Here is a 20,420-nt window from a genome sequence, read left to right as displayed (position 1 = left end):
CCGCTGCGCCCGTCTTCGCCGCGCTTGCGATCGCCGCAAGACGCGGGCACGGCCACCCTGGACCGCGTCGAGGACACCGTCGCGCTGGGGTCGCGCCTTGGCGAGCAACTGCGCGCGGGGGACGTGGTGGTGCTCACCGGACCGCTCGGCGCGGGAAAGACCGTGCTGGCCAAGGGAATTGCCGCGGCGATGGACGTCGACGGCCCGGTCACCTCACCGTCGTACGTGCTGGCGCGGGTGCACCCGCCGCGGCGGCCCGGCGCACCGGCGATGATTCACGTCGACATGTACCGGCTCTTGGACACCGACGGCGCCGACCTGCTCGGCGAGCTCGACTCACTCGACCTCGACACCGACCTCGACGACGCGGTCGTCGTCGTGGAGTGGGGCGAGGGCATCGTCGAACGGCTTGCCGAGCGTCACCTCGACATCCGCCTGGAACGCCTGAGCGGATCGGACGTGCGGATCGCCTCGTGGCAGTGGGTGCGCTCGTGACGCTCGTTCTCGCCCTCGACACTGCCACCCCGGCGGTGACCGCCGGGATCGTCCGGCGCGACGACATGACCGTGCTGTCCGAGCGGGTCACCGTCGACGCCCGGGCGCACGCCGAACGGCTCACCCCGAACGTCATGGCCGCCCTCGCGGACGCCGGGCTGACGATGGGTGACCTGGACGCCGTCGTGGTGGGCTGCGGCCCCGGCCCCTTCACCGGCCTGCGGGTCGGGATGGCCACCGCCGCCGCCTACGGCCATGCGCTGGGCATCCCGGTGCGCGGTGTGTGCAGCCTGGACGCCATCGGGGTGCGCACCACCGGCGAGGTGCTGGTGGTCACCGACGCCCGCAGGCGCGAGGTCTACTGGGCGCGCTATCGCGACGGGTTCCGCATGGACGGACCGGGGGTCAACGCTCCGGTCGACGTCGATCCCGGCGGCGCGCAGGCGGTGGCCGGCTCCAAGGAGCATGCCGAGCCGTTCGGCCTGCCGCACCGCGGGCCGGTCTACCCCACACCGGCCGGCCTCGTCGCCGCCGTGCCCGACTGGTCGCAACGCCCGTTGCCGTTGGTGGCGCTCTACCTGCGTCGCCCGGACGCCAAACCCATGGCGGCGCGCGGATGACGGCCCCGAGCGAGCCCGTGACGCTCGGTGCGCTGACCCCCGCCGACGCGTCGCGCTGCGCGGAGCTGGAAAGGCAGCTGTTCGACGGCGACGACCCGTGGCCCGCTGCGGCCTTCAACCGGGAACTGGCCAGCCCCCACAACCATTACGTGGGCGCGCGGGTCGGCGGCGTCCTCGTCGGGTATGCCGGAATCTCGCGGCTGGGCCGCACCCCACCGTTCGAGTACGAGGTGCACACCATCGGCGTGGACGCCGCCTATCAGGGGCGGGGCATCGGCCGTCGATTGCTCGACGAGCTGCTGATCTTCGCCGACGGGGGCGTCGTCTTCCTGGAGGTCCGCACCGACAACGAGGCGGCCATCGCGCTGTACCAAAGCGTCGGATTCGAGCGGATCGGCCTGCGCCGGCGCTACTACCGTGCCAGCGGCGCCGACGCCTACACCATGCGCCGGGGCGCCCTGTGAAAACCATCCTGGCCATCGAAAGCTCCTGCGACGAAACGGGAGTCGGCGTCGCGCAGCTCGACGATGACGGCACCGTGACGCTGCTGGCCGACGAGGTGGCGTCGAGCGTCGACGAACACGTCCGCTTCGGCGGCGTGGTCCCCGAGATCGCGTCGCGGGCACATCTGGAGGCCCTCGGCCCCACCATGCGCCGCGCGCTGGCGGCGGCGGGCCTGGACAAGCCCGACATCGTCGCCGCCACCATCGGGCCCGGCCTGGCCGGCGCGCTGCTGGTCGGGGTGGCCTCGGCCAAGGCGTATGCGGCCGCGTGGGGGGTGCCGTTCTACGCGGTGAACCACCTGGGCGGCCACCTGGCCGCCGACGTCTACGAACACGGGCCGCTGCCCGAGTGCGTGGCGCTACTGGTGTCCGGCGGCCACACGCACCTCCTGCACGTGCGTTCCCTCGGCGAACCGATCAGCGAGCTGGGCAGCACCGTCGACGACGCCGCCGGCGAGGCCTATGACAAGGTGGCCCGGCTGCTGGGCCTGGGCTACCCCGGCGGCAGGGTGCTCGACGACCTGGCCCGCACCGGCGATCGCGACGCGATCGCCTTCCCGCGCGGCATGACCGGCCCCGCGGACGACCCGTATGCGTTCAGCTTCTCCGGCCTCAAAACGGCCGTCGCACGCTATCTGGAGGGCCACCCCGACGCGGTGAACGCCGATGTCGCCGCGGGTTTCCAGGAGGCCGTCGCCGACGTGCTGACCACGAAGGCGGTGCGCGCGGCGACCCGGCTCGGCGTCTCGACGCTGTTGATCGCCGGGGGAGTGGCGGCCAACTCACGGCTACGGGAGTTGGCCGAGCAGCGCTGCGCGGCGGCCGGACTGACGCTGCGGATTCCGAGGCCGCGGCTCTGTACCGACAACGGGGCGATGATCGCCTCCTTCGCCGCGCACCTGGTGGCCGCCGGGGCGCCGCCCTCGCCACTGGATGCGGCCAGTGACCCGGGCCTGCCGGTCGTAAAAGCCCAGGTGAGTTGATCGCTTGTAGCGAATACCCGCTACGCAGCGGGGTGCCCTTGAGTGCTAGCACTCTCGTGTATAGAGTGCTAGGTGGCAATCGGCCAAACCCTGCGCCGGCACCCGCGACGACGGCGCCCGGGCACGGACGACTGCCGAATCCCTTGATAATTCCGGGGCACCCGCCCCGGACCCGATCTAACTAGTGGAGGGCTCCAATCGTGGCGAAGGTGAACATCAAGCCACTCGAGGACAAGATTCTCGTGCAGGCCAACGAGGCCGAGACCACGACCGCGTCCGGTCTGGTCATTCCTGACACCGCCAAGGAGAAGCCGCAGGAAGGCACCGTCGTCGCAGTCGGTCCCGGCCGCTGGGACGAGGACGGCGAGAAGCGGATCCCGCTTGACGTCTCGGAAGGCGACACCGTCATCTACAGCAAGTACGGCGGCACCGAGATCAAGTACAACGGCGAGGAGTACCTGATCCTGTCGGCGCGCGACGTGCTGGCCGTCGTATCGAAGTAAGCACCGTGGCCCGCCCCGGCGATCCCCGCGCATTACCGCGGGTGATTTCCGGGGCGGCACGCGTTATCGCCCTTCTTAAAGGAGCCTGATGAGCAAGATCATTGAGTATGACGAGACCGCGCGCCGCGCCATCGAGGCCGGCGTCAACGCGCTCGCCGACGCGGTCCGGGTGACGTTGGGGCCACGCGGCCGACATGTGGTGCTGGCCAAGGCATTCGGCGGCCCGGCCGTCACCAACGACGGCGTGACCGTCGCGCGTGAGATCGACCTGGAAGACCCTTTCGAGAACTTGGGTGCCCAGCTGGTGAAGTCGGTGGCCACCAAGACCAACGACGTGGCGGGTGACGGCACCACGACCGCGACCGTGCTGGCGCAGGCGCTGGTCAAGGGCGGCCTGCGGCTGGTTGCGGCGGGCGCCAACCCGATCGAGCTCGGCGTGGGCATCTCCAAGGCGGCCGACGCCGCGTCCGAGGCGCTGCTGGCGGCGGCCACCCCGGTGTCCGGCAAGGACGGCATCGCTCAGGTGGCGACCGTGTCGTCGCGCGACCAGCACCTCGGCGAGCTGGTCGGCGAGGCGATGACCAAGGTCGGCTCCGACGGCGTGGTCAGCGTCGAAGAGTCCTCGACGCTGAGCACCGAGCTCGAGTTCACCGAGGGCATCGGTTTCGACAAGGGTTTCCTGTCGGCGTATTTCGTCACCGACTTCGACGCGCAGGAAGCCGTGCTGGACGACCCGCTGATCCTGTTGCACCAGGAGAAGATCAGCTCGCTGCCCGACCTGCTGCCCATGCTGGAGAAGGTGGCCGAGTCCGGTAAGCCGCTGCTGATCATCGCCGAGGACATCGAGGGCGAGGCCCTGGCGACGCTGGTGGTCAACTCGATTCGCAAGACGCTCAAGGCGGTTGCCGTGAAGGCGCCGTTCTTCGGCGACCGGCGCAAGGCGTTCCTCGAGGACCTGGCAGTGGTCACCGGAGGCCAGGTGGTCAACCCCGACGCCGGCCTGCTGCTGCGCGAGGTCGGCACCGACGTGCTGGGCTCGGCCCGGCGCGTGGTGGTCAGCAAGGACGACACCATCATCGTCGACGGCGGCGGCTCCAAGGAGGCGGTCGCCGACCGGATCAAGCAGCTGCGCGCCGAGATCGAGAAGAGCGATTCCGACTGGGACCGCGAGAAGTTGCAGGAGCGGCTGGCCAAGTTGGCCGGCGGCGTGGCCGTGATCAAGGTGGGCGCCGCCACCGAGACGGCGCTCAAGGAACGCAAGGAGAGCGTCGAGGATGCCGTCGCGGCCGCCAAGGCCGCCGTCGAGGAGGGCATCGTCGCGGGTGGCGGGTCGGCGCTCATCGGCGCGCGCAACGCGCTGAAGGAGCTGCGCGAGTCGCTGACCGGCGAGCAGGCGGCGGGCGTCGCGGTGTTCGCCGAGGCGCTCGCGGCACCGCTGTACTGGATCGCCACCAACGCCGGCCTGGACGGTGCGGTCGCGGTGAACAAGGTCAGCGAGTTGCCGGCCGGGCACGGGCTCAACGCCGACAAGCTCACCTACGGCGACTTGATCGCAGACGGCGTGATCGACCCCGTCAAGGTGACCCGGTCCGCGGTGCTCAACGCCGCGTCGGTGGCGCGCATGGTGCTGACCACCGAGACCGCGGTCGTCGACAAGCCCGCCGACGACCACGATGACCACGGCCATGGCCACGGCCACGGGCATCACCACCACCACTAGTCAGTAGGAACAGCGAGGCCCCCGTATCCGCTTCGGAACGGGGGCCTTCGCTTTGTCGATGGCTACGCCGCGGCCTCAAACGAGAGCCGTTCATCGGTGGGTACAGGCGGCAGCGTAGCGGGTGGGGGGCTGGTAGCTCCGGGTGGCTGGATGCGCTCTGGTCACGCCAATTTGACTGATCCGCGAGCGCTGGAAGCCAGTTGGCTGGCATGCGTGAGAGCGGTTAGTGCATCGATGTCGCGGGTCAGCTGGTGGTAGAGGACGGCCGGTCCAAGCCATCTGCCCACGAGACTGCGGAGTACCACTGGGTTGAGTGGCCGCACGGGAGGATCGAGCAGAACCGACTGGAGTGTGCGTACAGCGAGTTCGATGAGGTCGTCCATCGCAGCGTCGTCGAAGCCATGGGCGGCCCAGCCGACGTCATATCGCCGGAACATTTCTCGTCCGAGAGCAAATGCCGCACCGGCGGTGAACGAGGCTGACGTGCCACCCGGTAACCGTGTCTCTAGGAACCGCGCCATCAGCGGGTCGTCGGCGAACTCCTCGGCCGCGAATGCTACGCCCTCGACGACGGCAGCCGCCGGATTTGTCCACCCACGCAGGTGATCGGCTAATCGATCGAGAAAGCCGTTAGCCGAACGCATCTGGCTGCCGACCAGAAGCGCTTCAGCCCCAGGAAAGTAACGGTAGATGGTCTGGCGGCTCACTCCCAGAACGCGGGCCAGGTCGCTGACGCGGATGGCCGATCCGCCTTCGGCAACCAAGGAGTCAACCGCGTCCAGAATCCTGTTGACGGCTTCCTCGTCGGAGGCCGGCGTGTGGCCTGACCATCCATGGCTACGCAAGGTTGAGACCCATCATGGTGCTCCAGTTCGGTATGACATGACAACCTGTCGCTAGAAGTATTGCGAGCCGGGGCCGAGTTCAACGATATCTTGTCGCTTCACGCGTGCCAGTTCGTACGAAATCTCAAGAACAAGTGCGCGACTGCTGCGCAGGAGTTCCTCTTCACGACACCACGCGTATCCGCGACAGTCAACGATGACGCAACATATTGCTTCGATTTGTCTTGTCAGTCGGCGCTAGGTCTGCTGTGATACATCAATGAATCGCGGCAGGTTCCACTGCACCAGAAGGACGGCCCATGACCGTAACTGAGGTCAACGACATTCGGTACGACCCCTACGATGTGGAACTTCTCGCCGATCCCTACCCAATGTTCCGGCGGCTGCGCGAGGAGTCGCCGCTGTACTACAACGAGCAATACGATTTCTATGCGCTCAGTCGTTTCCAGGACGTGAGTCGTGCGCTTGTCGACACCGGCACGTTCAGTTCAGCCCGCGGAATGATCCTCGAAGTGATTAAGGCCAACATCGAAATACCGCCCGGCATCATCGTTTTCGAAGACCCACCGGTTCATGACATCCATCGTAAATTGCTCGCGCGGATGTTCACCCCCCGCAAGATCGCCGAACTCGAGGACAAGATTCGCGCGTTTTGCGAACAATGTCTCGACCCTCTCGTCGGCACTGGGCGTTTCGATTTCATCGCCGATCTCGGCGCGCAGATGCCGATGAGAGTCATCGGAATGCTGGTCGGCATTCCCGAAGACGACCAAGAACAAATCCGGGAACGCTCAAATGCCTCGTTGCTCACCGAGGCCGGCCAACCCATGACACTGGCCTCGGAAGGCGTCCACTACGACGAGGTGTTTGCCGCCTATCTCGACTGGCGCGCCGAACACCCCTCCGACGACATCACAACCGAACTCCTCAACGTCGAATTCGACGACGAGACAGGAGTCCGCCGAACCCTGACCCGCGACGAAATCCTGCTTTACATCAGCCTCGTCGCCTCCGCAGGCAACGAGACCACCACCCGGCTACTCGGCTGGGCCGGAAAAGTTCTCGCCGACCATCCCGACCAGCGGCGCGAAATCGCAGCCAATCATCGGTTGATTCCACAGACGATCGAGGAACTGCTGCGCTACGAAGCCCCCGTACCGCACCTCGCCCGCTACGCCACCCGTGATACCGAGTGGCACGGCCACACAGTGCCCGAAGGCAGCGTCATGATGCCGCTGATCGCATCAGCTTGCCGCGACCATCGCCAATTCCCGCCTGACGGAGACCGATTCGACATCCATCGCCAGCCGCGTCAGCACCTGGCATTCAGCGTGGGAGCTCACTTCTGCCTAGGAGCGGCACTCGCGCGGCTGGAGGCACGCATCGCGCTCGAGGAGATCCTCAAGCGCTTCCCCGAATGGGACATCGACACCCAGAACGCACACTTATCATCAGCGTCGGCTGTCCGAGGCTGGGAATCGATGCCCGCCTTCATCTAGCTCAGACGCATCGGCAAGGAATCCAGGCCCCGTAGCGAGACGATGGGCCGCAGTCGCAGGCTGTTTTGGCGCCAAGTCATAAGCGTGCACTCGTACCACCTGCCGGATGCAGACGGCCGGATCGGGCCCGAGCATACGTAAGGCTGTTGATTCCCCGGATTCGGTTTGTTGGGATCGGTAGCCAGGCGGGGCTTGTGCACTGGTTTCCACCAAGACACCAGAGAGGACAGCCATCATGCCGCTTGCCCACATGACGAAGCGACTCACCGCCTCCGCAGTGCTGGCGGGGAGTACCGCGCTAACCGGGTGGGGTGTGGGCGTCGCTCACGCGGACACGATGGAACCGCACCGCTGGTGCCCGGGCAACCCGAAGCAGATGCCCTACGTGGTGAACCAGTACATCGACTGGGATTGGAGTGTCTGCCACACCTGGTATCCGACCCAATACGGGATGGGCAACGTCACCATGCAGGGCCGGCCGACCTCGATCTGGGACGGCGACAACCCGCCGATCGAAGCGATCACCATCCGGCATTGCCCGCCGATCAGCTTCATGTGCCCCTAGCGAATCCCGTGGCGGTCAGTGCCGAGCTCGCCGAATTCGCGCAGAGGTAACTGATTTAGCCCCGACGGTCGGAATGGAAACGACGCGCGGCCGTGTTGCAGTCGTGCGTGACCATTCGCCTCGGACTACAAATTCCCAACTTCTCCTACGGCACACAAGTCGCCGAACTGTTTCCCGCCGTCCAAGCCCAGGCCCGCGAGGCCGAAAGCGCCGGCTTCGACACCGTCCTGTTGATGGACCACTTCTACCAGCTACCGGGCCTCGGCGAGCCCGACGAGCCCATGCTGGAGGCCTACACCGCGCTCGGTGCCCTGGCCGCCGCGGTGGAGCGGGTGCAGCTGTCGACGTTGGTGACCGGCAACACCTACCGCAACCCGACCCTGCTCGCGAAGGCGATCACCACCCTCGACGTCGTGAGCGCAGGCCGGGCGATCCTCGGCATCGGGGCGGGCTGGTTCGAGTTGGAGCACCAGCAGCTGGGCTTCGAGTTCGGCACGTTCACCGAGCGATTCGAGAAGCTGCAGGAGGCGCTCGACATCATCGTGCCGATGCTGCACGGCGAGCGTCCCACCTTCACCGGCAAGTGGTATCGCACGGAAAGCGCGATCAACGAGCCCCGCTACCGCGACCACATCCCGGTCATGCTCGGTGGCAGCGGGGAGAAGAAGACGTTCCGGCTGGCCGCGCGCTACGCCGACCACCTCAACATCATCGCCGACATCGACCAGCTGCCCGGCAAGCTCGAGGTGCTACGCCAGCGCTGCGCGGAAATCGACCGCGATCCCTCGACTCTGGAGACCAGCTCGTTGCTCACCGTCGTCGTCGACGACGGTTACGGCGCGCCCAGCGACATCGGGGAGGCCCACGGTGGGCGGGCGGTCACCGGCACCATCGACCAGATTGCCGACGAGATCAAGCGCCGGATCATTGACGTGGGCATCGACGGCGTGATCGTCAACCTGCCGACGCACCGCTACACACCCGGTGTCGTCACTGCGGTGGGCGAGGCGCTGAAGCCGGTCGTCGACGCGCGGTGAGGTGCCGGTTACGCGTCATCCTTCTCGGCATGATCAGGCTTTGGCGCCCAGCCCCGCGATCAAGTTGACGGTGACCGCCAAGACGACCGCGCCGAAGAGGTAAGACAGCAACGCGTGGCGCAACACCGTCGCCCTGATCGATGTCAGTCCGATCTCGGTGTCCGACACCTGAAAGGTCATGCCGACGGTGAAGGCGACATAGGCAAAGTCGCGAAAGCGGGGTGGCTCCGGGTCGTGGAAGTTGATTCCCCCTGGCCCGTCGGAGTAATAGAGGCGCGCGTAGTGCACGGTGAACAAGGTGTGTACGGCGAACCAGGACGCCGCAACGGTCAAGACGCCGACGACGGCGGCCGCTACCTTCTCGGGGCCCGAATGCGATGCAGCGGCCACCACGTAACCGACCCCGCCCAGGCTCGCGACGCTCGCGGACACGATGACCGCGTCGGCCACCCACCGAGTGGGGTCCTCCCTCGTCACGTATCTGCAGGTCTGATCGGCGTCCATACCGCCCAGCAGCAGCCGCGTCCACACCACGTAGACACCCGCGGTGACGATCCAGCCGATCAGCGCGAATCGCCACCCCAACGCGTTGCCCACCGCGAGTGCCGCGGCGACTCCGAGCAGGGCGGCCACCGCGATCCGGGCCGCGACCGTGTCGCGAAACAACTGAACGAGGTTTTCCACCACCCGACCTAAGCACGAGCGTTCGTCGGCCGGCGCCAAAATCCCAGGCCGTCAGATCCCGACGATGACGATGACCACGCCCACTATGATCGCCACGGCCAGTGACAGCAACAGGAAGCTGACGACCCGCTCCTTGGCCGCCGAGGCCTCGTGATCGGCCGCCGCGATCGGCGCGAGCCTGCGGCCGGCGCCCCACGCCGCCGCGAGCAGGGTCGCGAGCCAGTTCGCGTAGGCGGCGTACACGATCAGCACGACGGCCGTAACGCCCCAGGCGTAACTCAGGTGGAGGTGGGGCCAGAGCAGGCCGATCAGCACGAGGAACATGCCGTTGAGGACGGCCTCGAGGTGGCTCGACAGCGCCATGCGCGGATTCTTCAGCGCCGTGACGGCGAATCCGGTGAGCAGGCCGATCAGGAAGAGGACCAGCCCGAGCGTGAACAGCACCGTCTGCATGTCAGCACCCTAGGGGCGCGGTGCAGCGCATGTCTGCCGTTAGCGTGATCCGCGCCGCCTGCCGTCAGCGGGTGCCGGGCGGAAGGCTCGGCGGCGTCGTCGCGGTCGTGGTTGGCAGTGTCGACGTGTAGCCGGGGCTGCTGGTCACGGTGACGGTGCTCGTGCTCGTGGACGGCGGCGGCACTTCGGTCGTCGTCGTGATCGTCGTGACGCTGGTCGTTGTCGACGTGGACGACGTCGTCGTCGCGGACGCCGCGGCCAACACGCCGCAGGCCACCCGCTTGCCGGATTCACCGGTGGAGCTGGTGCTCAGGTTGTCCGCGGTCTGGTGCACGACGAGCGCGGTCCCCGAGCTGCTGCGCAGGTCCGATGCCGTCAACAGGTTGGTGGTGGTGACGAGCTTGGCCGAGCCGTCGTTGCGCACCTGCAACGCGGTCAGGTCGCCGCTGGCCGGAAAACCCGTGTGGTCCGGCGCCTGGTAGACGCTTCCCGCGGACTCGAAGTCACCGTCGCATTTGCCCACCGAATGGATTTGCAGCCCGTGAAAGCCCGGGCTAAGAACCTGATTGGCTCCGGTCTCCACGGTGACCGACGCGTAGCCGTTCGCGAAATCGATGGTGGCGGTGCCGACCTGGTTTCCGTCGGCGCTCTTCAACTGCGTGGTCATCCGCTCCGTGCCGGGCGGCGCGCTCGAGGACGTCGAACTGGTGGCCTGGCCACCCTGCTGATTTGCGCATGCGGCCAACGGTGCAATGGTCGCGGCAAGCACCGCGGTCGTGAAGGATACGCCCTTGCTCTTCATGGGCCGGTCGTACCCCGATTGGTCGCGGTCGAAACGATTACAGCAAACTCAGCATCGCCGCTCGGCCGCGGACGCGGAGCGTGTTGACGGTGGAACGACGTAGTCGGTCCATGCGCTCGCGCATCCGCTCACCCAGTGCTTCGAGCATATCGGCGCTCAAATCTATTGGGGCCGGGCACAAGTCACGCTCCTCTTCGCTGGCGTGGGCGTCCAGGACCGTGACGAAGGAGTGCCACTCGTCCTCGTACTGCGGCGCGGTCGCGGGGGTTCGGAGCAGCACGGCCAGCTGATCCCAGACTTGGCGGTGCTCCGCGTGGGCGATCGCGACCAGGCCGCTTGCCGCCGACACCGCCGGGTAGAACAAGTCGTCCTCGATCCGCATGTGGATGTCGAGCTCGACCAACAATTCATCGAGGGTGTCTTGGCGCTCGTCGCTGTCCGGAGGCAGCGCGGTGATTTTCTCGCAGAACGCCCGCAAGACCTTGTGGTGTTCGAAAAGCACGTCGTAGGCGTTCATGTCACCGACCCGCGCACCTCGACGAATCCTTCGCGGATGCGTGTCGGGTAATGCGGCAGCGCCACCGTCGCCGGTCCGCGCAGCACTTCTCCCGATTCGCAGGCGAAGCGGGAGCCATGCCACGGGCAGACGATCCGGTCGCGATCGATCCAGCCGTCGTCCATCGGCGCACCCAGGTGAGGGCAGCGCGCGCCGACGGCCAGCACCCGGTCGTCGGTGCGGTACAGAACCACGCCGACGCCGTCCACCTCGACCCGCCGCGGCTGGCCGTCGAGGGCCGTGGCCGGCAGCACCGGCGTCCAGTGCCCCCGACGCAGCCGATGACCGGAGCGGTCGACCCCGGTGCCCGACCCGAACACCAGGACGCCACCCAGGTAGCCGCCGCTCAGGGTGAGGCCGTAACCCAGCGCGCTGGTCGCCATCCCGCGCGCGTGGCGCCCGTGCCGGCGATCCCACCACGACAGCGCGTACAGGCTCGTCGCGACCCCGTTCAGCAAGCCGTGCACAAGGCCGGCCCGTCGCGCCTGCTCGTGGGTGTGTTGCCAGTCGGTCAGGCCGGTCGCGGCCGCGCCGAGGCTTCCGACGAGTCCGACGCCCAACGCGAACATGGACGCGTCACGCAGTTGAGCGGCGCGCCCCGGCAGCACGCTGGCCGCATCCATAGCGACCGTCGTCGTGACCGCTCCCGTCGGCACCGACGTGAGCGCCGGGTGCAGCGGGTGGCCGAGCCAGGTGCCGTGCAGCGCATTGCTCACCCGGTCCCGATATCCGCCGGTGGCCGCGAATAGGAGTGTGAGGCCATGCTCGAGCCGATAGCTCGGTCGATCGAGCCATTTCTGTTGCTCCAGGGCGGTTACTGCTGCTTGTAATAGTTGCTTCACGGCACCCCTCCTGTGCGCGTGAGCGAACCGACGCGGGGTCCCCGACACGACGGAACGCCCGAAAACGGACTCAGCCGGTCGCGGCCCAGCCCATGACTGATACACGGACCGCGACGGCGAATCGTTCAACCGCGCCGTGCAGAAGGAGTGCCGCCCCGGCGGGCGGGTTGATGAAACCGCTAGGCCGTGCGGCGGATGCCGCGCGTGCGACCGATGTCGCCCTTCAGCAGCATGTCGCGCTCCGATTCGGACAGGCCACCCCAAACCCCATAGGGCTCACCGACTTCGAGCGCGTGAGAACGGCAGGCCTCAATCACCGGGCACCGCCGGCACATCTCCTTGGCGCGCTGCTCACGCTGCATGCGGGCGCGTCCGCGCTCACCGTCCGGGTGGAAGAACATCGACGAGTCAACGCCACGGCACAAGCCCTGCAGTTGCCAGTTCCAGATGTCGGCGTTGGGTCCAGGTAGCTGCTCCGGCTGTGGCATTGGTGTTTCCCTCTCTGCACGGCACGCCCAGTAAGGTCAGGATCGCGAAGCGATTGTGCAACTGAAATGAAGCGGAGTCACCGATGACTACCCGTCATGCGTAGACGTTAGGGCGGACGGCGAATTTGCGTCAATAGCCACTTAGCCCAACAAAGTATGTAATGGTTATAAAAGAATTAACGTCGCGTTCATCTGCTGCCCGATGGCGAAACACGCACCGTGCTACCAGGCGCTTGACCGAAACGAGATTTCCCAGCTCACAGGCCAAGGAAGGGCCAACCGCGATTAGTACAGGACCTAGCGTGATTAACAGCTCGGTAACGCGAACAGCACAAACTGTTTACTCCCATCGTGCTGATTGAAACTCGTCACACTTTCGTGATTGGTCGAAAGTTGGCGGTCGCCGCCTTCGGTGACCAGCCCGGAACGTGGCCGCTGCCGAGCGCGGCCACGCCGGAGGACTTGTGGCTGCGCGCCGTGGCCGCGGGCGGGCAGGGCCGCTACGGTAGCGCCTACCGCGATCTGGCGGTGCTGCGGCGCAGCGCGCCCGCCGGACGACTGGTCTCCCTGGCCCACAGCACACAGGGATCGTTTCTGCGCCAGCTCGGTTGGCACGTGGTGGCACGCGGCTGGGATGGGCGCGCCCTGGCGTTGGCCGGCAGCGACGACGACGCGGCCGACGCGCGGGCCGACGCCCTGATCGGGTTGGCGGCCGACGCGTTGGGCGTCGGCCGGTTCGCGGCCGCGGCAACACTGCTGTCCCGCGCGGACACGGAGCTCGACGCCGGACCGGTGCCCGACCGGCAGCCGGTGCGCCGCGCGTGGGTGGCCGCCGAACTGGCGATGGCCCGCGGCGACGGAACCCTCGCCGTCCGCGAGGCCACCGAAGCGGTGCGGCTCGCGGGCGCCATGGCCGTCCCGTCGGCGCGGCACGCGGTCAAGAGTGAGGTGGTGCTGGCTGCCGCCCTGTGCAGCGCCGGGGCCGTCGAGCGCGCCCGCGCGGTGGCGGAGGCGGCCCTGGACGCCGCGGGCATGCTTGGGCTGGTCCCGCTGCGGTGGGCGTTGGCGTGCTTGCTGATTGATCTCGGCAGCGTCACGTATTCGACACAGCAGCTGCACGAAATTCGCGATGTCTGCGCAGGCCAAGTGCGGCGCGCCGGTGCGACGTGGCGTTCCGCTTGAAATGGCCTCCCGGCCGTTATTGTCATTTAGTTAGTTAGCCCGGTTAGCCCGCGATGTGTCCGGTTCGTAACGTTGGAGATACCACCGTCGATGACAATTCAAGGGGATCGTCTCGACGCCGTGGTGGCCAAGGCCGTGGCGGGGGACAGCAACGCACTACGGGAGGTGCTGGAGACCATCCGTCCGATTGTCGTGCGATATTGCCGCGCGCGGGTCGGGACAGTCGAGCGGGGTGGCCTGTCAGCGGATGACGTGGCACAGGAGGTGTGCTTGGCGACTATCACGGCGCTGCCGCGTTACCGGGACCGGGGACGTCCGTTCCTCGCCTTCCTGTACGGCATTGCGGCGCACAAGGTCGCGGACGCCCATCGCGCCGCGGGCCGCGATCTGTCCTACCCGACCGAGGTGATCCCCGAACGTTGGTCGTCCGACGCGGGCCCGGAACAGCGGGCCATCGAGGCCGATTCGGTCAGCCGGATGAGTGAACTGCTGGAAATCCTGCCCGCCAAGCAGCGGGAGATCCTGATCCTGCGCGTCGTCGTCGGCCTGTCCGCCGAGGAGACCGCGTCCGCCGTCGGCAGCACCACCGGAGCGGTCCGGGTGGCCCAGCATCGCGCGCTGTCCCGGTTGAAGTCCGAGATGATCGCGGCAGGTGACTGTGCCTGAATCCCTGGACGAATTCGCCCGCACCGACCTGCTTCTCGACGCGCTCGCCGAGCGGCGGCCGGTGCACGTCGGTGACCCCGACATGGACGCGATGGCCACCCTGCTGGAGGACTGGCGCGACAACCTGCGGTGGCCGCCGGCCAGCGCGCTGGTGTCGGCCGAAGAGGCGGTCGGCGCCCTGCGCACCGGGTTGGCCGACCGCCGCCGCGCCCGGCGCGGCATGGCGACGATCGGCTCGGTGGCCGCGGCGCTGTTGGTGCTGAGCGGCTTCGGCGCGATGGTGGTCGAGGCCCGCCCCGGGACCACGCTGTACGGGCTGCACGCGATGTTCTTCGACCAGCCGCGGGTCAACGAGAAGCACCAGGCGCTGCTGTCGGCCAGGGCCGACCTGGCCAAGGTGCAGGAATCGATCGATCAAGGCCAGTGGGACCAGGCGCGCAATCAGCTGACCGAGGTGAGCAGCCTGGTCCAGTCGATCGACGACCCGGCCAGCAAACAGGAGCTGACCAACCAGCTGACCCTGCTGAATCTTCGGGTGGCCACGCGCAACCCGAACGCGACGCTGCCGCCCCCGGCGAACACCCCGTCGGCCTGGTCGACGCCGACCACCCCGATCCCCACGGTGGCCGCTACGCCGTCCGCGTCCGGGGCCTCCGCGGGCCCATCAGCGACGCCGTCGCCGAGTCAGTCGTGGAGCAAGCACCGGCATCACGGCCAGACATCGGCGGTGGCGCCGAACGATCCCTGACGAGGGGCCGAACCGTCAGCGGCGGTAGCCGTCAGCGTCCGAGGTGGCCTCGTTGAGCGAGGCGTCGGCGTATCCCCGGCAGTAGTCCCACGTCACGTAGGCGTCCGGTTCGGGGTCGTAGGCCGGCTCGTGCGGGCGGACGGTGCCGTCGATCAGCAGCTGCAACAGGTTCGCCCGGAGCATGTCCCAGTCGTGATAGTGGTCCTGCTGGCATTCGTCGCAGCACACCACCAGGCCGCGAATGCCCTTGTGCGCCAACAGGGCCTCGTAAACCGCCAGGTCGGCCAGGTCGGCCTCGACCGCCATCCGCTCCTGGGCGTCCAGGGGTTGCCCCGGCTCTACGGCTTCCAGCGCAGCCGACGGATCGCAGGGGTCGTCGGCGAAGGGGTCGGGCGGCAAACCCGGTGGGAGGTGATCGCGCACGCACACTAGCCTACGCAGCCGGGCCGGGATAACGCCAGCAGGCAAGCCGCCCGTCGTTTCCGTGCCGGTTTGGGCCGGTTTGGGCCGGTTGGCCCCCGCGGCGCGCCCCGGCAAGCGGTTGGAGGGGGCGGCCGAGCCGATAGGATGGGGTTCTCGCGCCGCATCGTATGGAGGGCCCCACCGATGACCCGTGGCATGTCCCACCTGGAAGACAGCTCCGACCTCGTCGGCAGCCCCTACGTGCGCGATCCACGCATCGGGGGGCTGATCGACGACCCGGTGCCCACCGGGGGTGACAACCCGCACAAGGTCGCGATGCTGGGCCTCACCTTCGACGACGTCTTGCTGCTGCCGGCCGCGTCGGATGTGGTTCCCGCCACCGCGGACACGTCCAGCCAGCTCACTAAGAAGATCAGGCTCAAGGTGCCGCTGGTCAGCTCGGCGATGGACACGGTCACCGAGTCGCGGATGGCCATCGCGATGGCCCGGGCGGGCGGCATGGGCGTGCTGCACCGCAACCTGCCCGTGGCCGAACAGGCCGGCCAGGTCGAGATGGTGAAGCGCTCGGAGGCCGGCATGGTCACCGACCCGGTCACCTGCCGCCCGGACAACACCCTGGCCCAGGTCGACGCGCTGTGCGCCCGCTTCCGGATCTCCGGCCTGCCGGTGGTCGACGACACCGGGGCGCTGGTCGGCATCATCACCAACCGCGACATGCGGTTCGAGGTCGACCAGACCCGCAAGGTCGCCGAGGTGATGACCAAGGCGCCACTGATCACCGCCCAGGAGGGGGTGAGCGCCGACGCCGCGCTGGGGCTGTTGCGGCGCAACAAGATCGAGAAGCTGCCCGTCGTCGACGGCCACGGCCGGCTCACCGGGCTGATCACCGTCAAGGACTTCGTCAAGACCGAACAGCACCCGCTGGCCACCAAGGACAGCGACGGCCGGCTGCTGGTGGGCGCCGCCGTCGGCGTCGGAGGCGACGCCTGGGTCCGGGCGATGATGCTGGTCGACGCGGGGGCCGACGTGTTGATCGTCGACACCGCGCACGCGCACAACCGGCTGGTGCTCGACATGGTCGGCAAGCTCAAGGCCGAGGTGGGCGAGAAGGTCGAGGTGATCGGCGGGAACGTCGCCACCCGCTCCGCGGCCCTGGCGCTGATCGACGCCGGTGCCGATGCGGTCAAGGTCGGCGTGGGGCCGGGTTCGATCTGCACCACCCGGGTGGTGGCCGGGGTCGGCGCGCCACAGATCACGGCGATTCTGGAGGCCGTCGCGGTCTGCGGGCCGGCGGGCGTGCCGGTGATCGCCGACGGCGGGCTGCAGTATTCCGGCGACATCGCCAAGGCGCTGGCCGCCGGTGCTTCGACGGCCATGCTGGGCTCGCTGCTGGCCGGCACTGCCGAGGCGCCCGGCGAGCTGATCTTCGTCAACGGCAAGCAGTTCAAGAGCTACCGCGGCATGGGATCGCTGGGCGCCATGCAGGGCCGGGGCGGCGCGAAGTCGTACTCCAAGGACCGCTACTTCGCCGACGACGCCTTGAGCGAGGACAAGCTGGTGCCGGAGGGAATCGAGGGCCGGGTGCCGTTCCGCGGCCCGCTGTCCTCGGTGATCCACCAGCTCACCGGCGGGCTGCGCGCCGCGATGGGCTACACGGGCGCGCCGACCATCGAGGCGCTGCAACAGGCGCAGTTCGTCCGGATCACCTCGGCCGGACTGCGCGAAAGCCATCCGCACGACGTCGCGATGACCGTCGAAGCGCCGAACTACTTTGCGCGCTGAGGCCGGGATGGTCGAGATCGGGATGGGCCGCAACGCCCGTCGCACCTATGAGCTGAGCGAAGTCAGCATCGTGCCGTCGCGGCGCACCCGGTCGTCGCAGGACGTGTCGACGGCCTGGCAGCTGGACGCCTACCGGTTCGAGATCCCGGTGGTGGCCCACCCCACCGACGCGCTGGTGTCCCCGGAGTTCGCCATCGAGCTCGGCCGCCTCGGCGGGCTGGGCGTCCTCAACGGGGAGGGGCTGATCGGCCGGCACGCCGACGTGCAGGGCAAGATCGCCCAGCTGGTCGAGGCCGCCACCAAGGAGCCCGAGCCGTCGGTGTCGATCCGGCTGCTGCAGGAGCTGCACGCCGCCCCGCTGAACCCCGACCTGCTGGGATCCGCGGTCGCGCGCATCCGGGAGGCCGGGGTGACCACGGCGGTGCGGGTCAGCCCGCAGAACGCCCAGGCGCTGACCCCGGTGCTGCTGCAGGCCGGCATCGACCTGCTGGTGATCCAGGGCACCATCGTGTCCGCCGAGCGGGTGGCCAGCGACGGGGAACCGCTGAACCTGAAGACCTTCATCTCTGAGCTCGACGTCCCGGTGGTGGCCGGCGGGGTGCTCGATCACCGCACCGCGCTGCACCTGATGCGCACCGGCGCCGCCGGCGTGATCGTCGGCTACGGCTCGACCCGGGGTGTGACCACCAGCGACGAGGTGCTGGGCATCAGCGTGCCGATGGCCACCGCCATCGCCGACGCCGCGGCCGCGCGGCGCGAGTACCTCGACGAGACCGGCGGCCGTTACGTGCACGTGCTGGCCGACGGCGACATCCACACCTCCGGCGAGCTGGCCAAGGCGATCGCCTGCGGGGCCGACGCGGTGGTGCTCGGCACGCCGCTCGCCGAATCCGCCGAAGCGCTCGGTGAGGGCTGGTTCTGGCCCGCCGCGGCGGCGCACCCGTCGCTGCCGCGCGGGGCGTTGCTGCAGATCGCCCTGGGCGAGCGGCCGCCGCTGGAGCGGGTGCTCAACGGGCCCTCCGATGACCCGTTCGGTTCCCTGAACCTGGTCGGCGGCCTGCGCCGGTCCATGGCCAAGGCGGGCTATTGCGACCTAAAAGAGTTCCAGAAGGTGGGGCTGACGGTCGGCAGCTGAGCCCGGGGGCCGCTGGCTTGTTACCTGTGAGTAAGGCCATACTGGTGCGATGAAGCCGGATTACGACGTCCTGATCATCGGTTCGGGTTTCGGGGGCAGCGTCAGTGCGCTGCGGCTGACCGAAAAGGGCTACCGCGTAGGCGTATTGGAGGCGGGGCGACGCTTCGCCGACGAGGATTTCGCGGAGACGTCCTGGGACCTGCGCAAGTTCCTGTGGGCGCCGAGGCTGGGTTGCTACGGCATCCAGCGGATCCACCCGCTCAAGAACGTGATGATCCTGGCCGGCGCCGGCGTCGGCGGCGGCTCCCTCAACTACGCCAACACCCTCTACGTGCCGCCGGAGCCGTTCTTCAAAGACCGGCAGTGGTCGCACATTACCGACTGGCGCGACGAGTTGATGCCCCACTACGAGCAGGCGAAACGGATGCTCGGGGTGGTCACGAACCCCACCTTCACCGACGCGGACCGCATCCTGAAGGAGGTCGCCGACGAAATGGGCTGCGGGGACACCTTCGTGTCCACCCCGGTCGGGGTGTTCTTCGGCCCCGACGGCGCCAAGACCCCGGGCAAGACCGTGCCGGACCCGTACTTCGGCGGCGCGGGACCGGAGCGCACCGGCTGCCTGGAGTGCGGTTGCTGCATGACGGGCTGCCGCTACGGCGCCAAGAACACGCTGCTGAAGAACTACCTCGGCCTCGCCGAATCGGCCGGGGCGCAAGTGATCCCGATGACCACCGTCAAGGGCTTCCAGCAGCGGCCCGACGGGACGTGGGAGGTCCGGACCGTGCGCACCGGCAGCTGGTTGCGCAGGGACCGGCGTACCTACACCGCGACGCACCTGATCCTGGCGGCGGGCACCTGGGGGACGCAGCACCTGCTGTTCAAGATGCGCGACAAGGGCACGTTGCCGCGTCTCTCCGAGAAGCTGGGCGTGCTGACCCGCACCAACTCCGAGTCCATCGTCGGCGCCGGCAAGCTCGAGGTCGACCCGAACCTGGACCTGACCCACGGGGTGGCCATCACGTCGTCGATCCACCCCACCGCCGACACGCACGTCGAACCCTGCCGCTACGGCAAGGGCTCCAACGCGATGGGCCTGTTGCAGACCCTGATGACCGACGGCACCGGCCCGGAGGGCACCGACGTGCCGCGCTGGAAGCAGCTGCTGGACCAGGCCCGCGAGGATCCGCGGCGCATGATGCGGATGCTCAACGTCCACCAGTGGAGCGAGCGCACCCTGATCGCCCTGGTCATGCAGCACCTGGACAACTCGATCACCACCTACACCAAACGCGGGAAGTTGGGCATCCGGTGGTACACCAGCAAGCAGGGCCACGGCGACCCCAACCCGGCGTGGAACCCGGTCGGCAACAAGGTCACCCGGCGCATCGCCGAGAAGATCGACGGCGTGGCCGGCGGCACCTGGGGCGAGCTGTTCAACATCCCGCTGACCGCGCACTTCCTCGGCGGCGCGGCGATCGGCGACAGCGCCGAGCAAGGGGTGATCGACCCGTACCACCGGGTCTACGGCTACCCCACGATGTTCGTCGTGGACGGCGCCGCGATCTCGGCGAACCTGGGCGTCAACCCGTCGCTGTCGATCACCGCGCAGGCCGAACGGGCCGCGTCGCTGTGGCCGAACAAGGGCGAGACCGATCAGCGCCCGACGCAGGGGCAGCCGTACCGCCGGATGGACCCGATCGCGCCCGAGCACCCGGTGGTGCCCGTTGACGCGCCGGGTGCGCTGCGCTGGTTGCCGATCACCCCGGTGAGCTCGGCCGGTTAGCTTGCGATCGCCTCGCTGGTTGGTCGGTCGGCGACCCGCAGCGCTCGGCTACGCCTAGCTTGCGATCGCCTCGCTGGTTGGTCGGTCGGCGACCCGCAGCGCT

23 protein-coding genes are annotated in these 20,420 nt (G+C 68.3%); 15 read left to right on the top strand and 8 right to left on the bottom strand.

The window, feature by feature from the left end:
• Positions 1–3: 3 nt before the first annotated feature.
• The 6 genes from tsaE to groL all read left to right on the top strand — a co-directional run bounded on the left by tsaE (position 4) and on the right by groL (position 4,824).
• Positions 4–495: a tRNA (adenosine(37)-N6)-threonylcarbamoyltransferase complex ATPase subunit type 1 TsaE gene (gene tsaE, locus A5692_RS21100; protein WP_156766202.1), complete on the top strand. Its 492-nt coding sequence runs from the start codon at positions 4–6 to the stop codon at positions 493–495.
• The gene (gene tsaB, locus A5692_RS21095; RefSeq protein WP_068059487.1) at positions 492–1,115 is read left to right on the top strand and encodes a tRNA (adenosine(37)-N6)-threonylcarbamoyltransferase complex dimerization subunit type 1 TsaB; all 624 of its coding nucleotides are present in this window, start codon (positions 492–494) and stop codon (positions 1,113–1,115) included. Before tsaE ends, tsaB begins: the two co-directional genes overlap by 4 nt.
• Entirely contained in the window at positions 1,112–1,579 is a 468-nt protein-coding gene (rimI, locus tag A5692_RS21090; protein WP_068059327.1) for a ribosomal protein S18-alanine N-acetyltransferase, read from the top strand. Before tsaB ends, rimI begins: the two co-directional genes overlap by 4 nt.
• Positions 1,576–2,601 (top strand): tRNA (adenosine(37)-N6)-threonylcarbamoyltransferase complex transferase subunit TsaD, encoded by a 1,026-nt coding sequence (gene tsaD, locus A5692_RS21085; RefSeq protein WP_068059324.1) that lies wholly within the window; start codon positions 1,576–1,578, stop codon positions 2,599–2,601. Before rimI ends, tsaD begins: the two co-directional genes overlap by 4 nt.
• Before the next feature lie 200 nt (positions 2,602–2,801).
• The gene (groES, locus tag A5692_RS21080) at positions 2,802–3,104 is read left to right on the top strand and encodes a co-chaperone GroES (RefSeq protein ID WP_007167930.1); all 303 of its coding nucleotides are present in this window, start codon (positions 2,802–2,804) and stop codon (positions 3,102–3,104) included.
• Positions 3,105–3,192: 88 nt separating this feature from the next.
• Positions 3,193–4,824, top strand: coding sequence for a chaperonin GroEL (gene groL / locus A5692_RS21075; RefSeq protein ID WP_068059321.1), 1,632 nt, complete (start codon positions 3,193–3,195; stop codon positions 4,822–4,824).
• Between the two features lie 161 nt (positions 4,825–4,985).
• Here the strand turns inward: groL and A5692_RS21070 are convergent, their stop codons facing one another.
• Entirely contained in the window at positions 4,986–5,669 is a 684-nt protein-coding gene (locus A5692_RS21070) for a TetR/AcrR family transcriptional regulator (protein WP_068059318.1), read from the bottom strand.
• A gap of 299 nt (positions 5,670–5,968) precedes the next feature.
• Between A5692_RS21070 and A5692_RS21065 the strand changes: the two genes are divergently transcribed.
• From A5692_RS21065 to A5692_RS21055, 3 genes are all read left to right on the top strand, one after another.
• Entirely contained in the window at positions 5,969–7,168 is a 1,200-nt protein-coding gene (locus tag A5692_RS21065; protein ID WP_068059315.1) for a cytochrome P450, read from the top strand.
• Positions 7,169–7,403: 235 nt separating this feature from the next.
• Entirely contained in the window at positions 7,404–7,733 is a 330-nt protein-coding gene (locus A5692_RS21060; RefSeq protein WP_156766198.1) for a hypothetical protein, read from the top strand.
• 107 nt (positions 7,734–7,840) lie between these two features.
• Positions 7,841–8,770: an LLM class F420-dependent oxidoreductase gene (locus A5692_RS21055; protein WP_068059309.1), complete on the top strand. Its 930-nt coding sequence runs from the start codon at positions 7,841–7,843 to the stop codon at positions 8,768–8,770.
• 33 nt (positions 8,771–8,803) lie between these two features.
• Here A5692_RS21055 and A5692_RS21050 read toward each other — a convergent pair whose 3' ends face one another.
• The 6 genes from A5692_RS21050 to whiB3 form a co-directional block, all read right to left on the bottom strand.
• Positions 8,804–9,454, bottom strand: coding sequence for a DUF1345 domain-containing protein (locus A5692_RS21050; protein ID WP_068059483.1), 651 nt, complete (start codon positions 9,452–9,454; stop codon positions 8,804–8,806).
• Between the two features lie 51 nt (positions 9,455–9,505).
• Positions 9,506–9,907, bottom strand: a complete 402-nt coding sequence (locus tag A5692_RS21045) for a hydrogenase (RefSeq protein ID WP_068059306.1) — start codon at positions 9,905–9,907, stop codon at positions 9,506–9,508.
• Between the two features lie 64 nt (positions 9,908–9,971).
• A complete protein-coding gene (locus A5692_RS21040) occupies positions 9,972–10,709 on the bottom strand; it encodes a superoxide dismutase family protein (protein ID WP_068059304.1) in 738 nt (245 codons plus the stop codon).
• Positions 10,710–10,746: 37 nt separating this feature from the next.
• Positions 10,747–11,226, bottom strand: coding sequence for a hemerythrin domain-containing protein (locus A5692_RS21035; RefSeq protein WP_068059298.1), 480 nt, complete (start codon positions 11,224–11,226; stop codon positions 10,747–10,749).
• Positions 11,223–12,107, bottom strand: coding sequence for a Rieske 2Fe-2S domain-containing protein (locus tag A5692_RS21030; RefSeq protein WP_068059295.1), 885 nt, complete (start codon positions 12,105–12,107; stop codon positions 11,223–11,225). The genes A5692_RS21035 and A5692_RS21030 overlap by 4 nt, the downstream gene beginning before the upstream one ends.
• 179 nt (positions 12,108–12,286) lie before the next feature.
• Positions 12,287–12,595, bottom strand: coding sequence for a redox-responsive transcriptional regulator WhiB3 (gene whiB3 / locus A5692_RS21025; protein WP_068059292.1), 309 nt, complete (start codon positions 12,593–12,595; stop codon positions 12,287–12,289).
• A 354-nt stretch (positions 12,596–12,949) separates the two neighbouring features.
• On the opposite strand from whiB3, the gene A5692_RS21020 reads away from it, so the two are divergent.
• The 3 genes from A5692_RS21020 (at position 12,950) to A5692_RS21010 (ending at position 15,191) form a co-directional block, all read left to right on the top strand.
• Positions 12,950–13,777 (top strand): hypothetical protein, encoded by an 828-nt coding sequence (locus A5692_RS21020; protein ID WP_156766201.1) that lies wholly within the window; start codon positions 12,950–12,952, stop codon positions 13,775–13,777.
• Positions 13,778–13,867: 90 nt separating this feature from the next.
• Positions 13,868–14,443, top strand: a complete 576-nt coding sequence (locus A5692_RS21015) for a sigma-70 family RNA polymerase sigma factor (protein ID WP_066945594.1) — start codon at positions 13,868–13,870, stop codon at positions 14,441–14,443.
• Entirely contained in the window at positions 14,430–15,191 is a 762-nt protein-coding gene (locus A5692_RS21010) for an anti-sigma-D factor RsdA (RefSeq protein WP_197514526.1), read from the top strand. Before A5692_RS21015 ends, A5692_RS21010 begins: the two co-directional genes overlap by 14 nt.
• A gap of 15 nt (positions 15,192–15,206) precedes the next feature.
• Here A5692_RS21010 and A5692_RS21005 read toward each other — a convergent pair whose 3' ends face one another.
• Positions 15,207–15,614 carry a DUF5319 domain-containing protein gene (locus tag A5692_RS21005; protein WP_046186907.1) on the bottom strand — a complete coding sequence of 136 codons (408 nt, stop codon included), beginning with the start codon at positions 15,612–15,614 and terminating at the stop codon, positions 15,207–15,209.
• Positions 15,615–15,797: 183 nt separating this feature from the next.
• On the opposite strand from A5692_RS21005, the gene guaB reads away from it, so the two are divergent.
• The 3 genes from guaB to A5692_RS20990 are packed head-to-tail and all read left to right on the top strand — an operon-like array spanning position 15,798 to position 20,317.
• Positions 15,798–17,396: an IMP dehydrogenase gene (guaB, locus tag A5692_RS21000; RefSeq protein ID WP_068059285.1), complete on the top strand. Its 1,599-nt coding sequence runs from the start codon at positions 15,798–15,800 to the stop codon at positions 17,394–17,396.
• A 7-nt stretch (positions 17,397–17,403) separates the two neighbouring features.
• Positions 17,404–18,531 (top strand): GuaB3 family IMP dehydrogenase-related protein, encoded by a 1,128-nt coding sequence (locus A5692_RS20995; protein ID WP_068059283.1) that lies wholly within the window; start codon positions 17,404–17,406, stop codon positions 18,529–18,531.
• 49 nt (positions 18,532–18,580) lie between these two features.
• The gene (locus A5692_RS20990) at positions 18,581–20,317 is read left to right on the top strand and encodes a GMC oxidoreductase (protein ID WP_068059281.1); all 1,737 of its coding nucleotides are present in this window, start codon (positions 18,581–18,583) and stop codon (positions 20,315–20,317) included.
• The last annotated feature ends 103 nt before the right edge of the window (positions 20,318–20,420 follow it).

The sequence above is a fragment of the Mycobacterium sp. E342 genome, assembly GCF_001667665.1.
Classification (GTDB): Bacteria; Actinomycetota; Actinomycetes; order Mycobacteriales; family Mycobacteriaceae; genus Mycobacterium.
This window is presented reverse-complemented; position numbering and strand designations above follow the sequence as displayed.

What these genes read in the sequence shown, in the direction of transcription:
- rimI (WP_068059327.1), top strand. Translation starts at nt 1,112, where the DNA reads ATGACGGCCCCGAGCGAGCCCGTGACGCTCGGTGCGCTGACCCCCGCC.
- groL (WP_068059321.1), top strand. Translation starts at nt 3,193, where the DNA reads ATGAGCAAGATCATTGAGTATGACGAGACCGCGCGCCGCGCCATCGAG.
- A5692_RS21065 (WP_068059315.1), top strand. Translation starts at nt 5,969, where the DNA reads ATGACCGTAACTGAGGTCAACGACATTCGGTACGACCCCTACGATGTG.
- A5692_RS21060 (WP_156766198.1), top strand. Translation starts at nt 7,404, where the DNA reads ATGCCGCTTGCCCACATGACGAAGCGACTCACCGCCTCCGCAGTGCTG.
- A5692_RS21045 (WP_068059306.1), bottom strand. Translation starts at nt 9,907, where the DNA reads ATGCAGACGGTGCTGTTCACGCTCGGGCTGGTCCTCTTCCTGATCGGC.
- A5692_RS21040 (WP_068059304.1), bottom strand. Translation starts at nt 10,709, where the DNA reads ATGAAGAGCAAGGGCGTATCCTTCACGACCGCGGTGCTTGCCGCGACC.
- A5692_RS21035 (WP_068059298.1), bottom strand. Translation starts at nt 11,226, where the DNA reads ATGAACGCCTACGACGTGCTTTTCGAACACCACAAGGTCTTGCGGGCG.
- whiB3 (WP_068059292.1), bottom strand. Translation starts at nt 12,595, where the DNA reads ATGCCACAGCCGGAGCAGCTACCTGGACCCAACGCCGACATCTGGAAC.
- A5692_RS21015 (WP_066945594.1), top strand. Translation starts at nt 13,868, where the DNA reads ATGACAATTCAAGGGGATCGTCTCGACGCCGTGGTGGCCAAGGCCGTG.
- guaB (WP_068059285.1), top strand. Translation starts at nt 15,798, where the DNA reads ATGACCCGTGGCATGTCCCACCTGGAAGACAGCTCCGACCTCGTCGGC.
- A5692_RS20995 (WP_068059283.1), top strand. Translation starts at nt 17,404, where the DNA reads ATGGTCGAGATCGGGATGGGCCGCAACGCCCGTCGCACCTATGAGCTG.
- A5692_RS20990 (WP_068059281.1), top strand. Translation starts at nt 18,581, where the DNA reads ATGAAGCCGGATTACGACGTCCTGATCATCGGTTCGGGTTTCGGGGGC.